Annotated in this window: 1 protein-coding gene; it reads left to right on the top strand. The window is 37.8% G+C overall.

Translation table 11 applies throughout. From position 1 onward, the window contains the following. Positions 1-2,155, top strand: a 2,155-nt coding sequence (locus ADI58_RS04005) for a MucBP domain-containing protein (RefSeq protein ID WP_049521554.1), incomplete at both ends; no start/stop codon positions are given.

Raw genomic sequence — 2,155 nt, forward strand, 5'->3', positions numbered from 1 at the left:
ACCAACACCAGTAACCGTACAAGCAAAAGATGACAATGGTACACCAGCCACAGCAACTTACTCACCAACAGTTACACCAGTAACACCAGAAGGAACACCTGCAGAAACAACAGGAATCCAAGGTAAAGAGCAAGAAGGAACACCAATATTCAAACCAGGAAACCCTAATGTGCCAATCGATGAAACAGTATTACCAACATTAGAAGGTGCAAATCCAGAAGGGAAAGTAGTAGTACCAGGAGAAGGAACATACACAGTTGATAAAGACGGTAAAGTAACGTTCACTCCAGCACCACAATTCTCTGGCGTAGCCAAAGGAGTAACAGTAAAACGTGTAGATAAGAACGGAACACCAGTAACGGCAAAATATACACCAACAGTAACACCAGTAACACCAGAAGGAACACCTGTAGAAACAACAGGAATTCAAGGAGCAACACAAGAGGGAACCCCAACATTCAAACCAGGAAACCCTAATGTGCCAATAGATGAAGAAGTAGCACCAACATTAGAAGGTGCAAATCCTGAAGGAAAAGTGGTAGTACCAGGAGAAGGAACATACACAGTTGACAAAGACGGTAAAGTAACGTTCACTCCAGCACCACAATTCTCTGGTGTAGCAAAAGGAGTAACAGTAAAACGTGTAGATAAGAATGGAACACCAGTAACAGCTAAATACACACCAACAGTTACCCCAGTAACGCCAACAGGTGAAAATGCTGAAACTGAAGGACCAAAAGCACAACCTCAAACATCAACAATTGTGTTTGATAAGAAAGATCAAGACAATACTACAGTAAACTTCGATAAAGGTCATGAAAATGTAGCGTTAGATCCAACAACAACTACACTAGTAGGAAAAGATGGAAAACCGACTACAGAAGTGAAAGTTCCAGGTGAAGGTACATATACACTAGCAAATAATGTTATTACATTTACACCAGAACCAGACTTTGCAGGAAAAGCTTCAGGAGTAACAGTTCAAGTAAAAGATGCGAACGGAACTAAAGTTGAAAAAACTTACACGCCAACAGTTCGTCCAGTTACAACATTTGTAGATGAAGCTGGAAATCCAATTACAGTTGATAAGAATAATACACCAGTAGTACCTGAAGAAGATGGAACTCTACCTAAGAAAGATATCTATGGCTATAAATTAGTTCGTACAGAAACTGATAACAAAGGAAATACGAAACATATTTATGAGCCAGCTAAAGGTGAAGAAGTAAAAGTAACTTACGAATCAACAACTGGAGAAACATTAAAAGGTTCACAAACAGTACAACCAAAAGACACATTAGTATCAACTGGTTACGATGCATCAACTGAAGTCTTAAAACCTGAACGTATCGAAAAAGATGGCAAAGTATACCTACTGAAAGAGAGAAAAGCAGATTCAGCTTCTGAAACAGGTAAAGTAAGTGATAAAGAACAAACAATTACTTATGTATACGAAGAAGTAAAAGAACCAGCACCAAAACAAAACTTCGGTAGCGTAGTAGTCGTATATCGTGATAAATATGGACGTCCAATTTCAGGTATCACAGATACAGGTAAAGAAGTAGGAAGCACTGTTGTGGATACCCCAAATTCACCACTAAATGCTAAATATGATACAACTGACAATAGACCACAAACCATTACTACAAAAGATGGTAAGGTTTATACACTGAAGAAAGTTACGAAAGACTCTGATGCTGAACAATCAGGTGTTAAAGGTAGAACTTCTGTTGTAACTTATGTTTATGAAATCTTAAACAACACAGAAGAATTTCCAGAAGCACACATCGGAGTAGTATTAGTAAACTATGTAGATGAAGAAGGTAACCCAATTTCAGGAAAAACTCCAGAAGGAAAAGATATTCCTAATGTAGTAGTTGACACTGATGCAACATTAGTTGGTGAAAAATATGATACAACTGACAATAAACCTTCAGTCATTATTGCTGCAAACGGTGATGTTTATGAACTTGTAAAAGCTTCAGACACATCTGTTGAAAAAGGTGAAGTTGTAGAAGGTGCAACAATTGTTGATTACATCTACCGTAAAGTAGTTACAACATATGTAGACGAAGAAGGAAAAGAAATCAATCCTTCAGACAAAGGAACGAAGGATAAGAAAGACATTCCAGAGTACATCTTCAAAGAAACTAAG

Origin of the sequence: Streptococcus mitis (assembly GCF_001074635.1) — a bacterium.
GTDB lineage: Bacteria > Bacillota > Bacilli > Lactobacillales > Streptococcaceae > Streptococcus > Streptococcus mitis_E.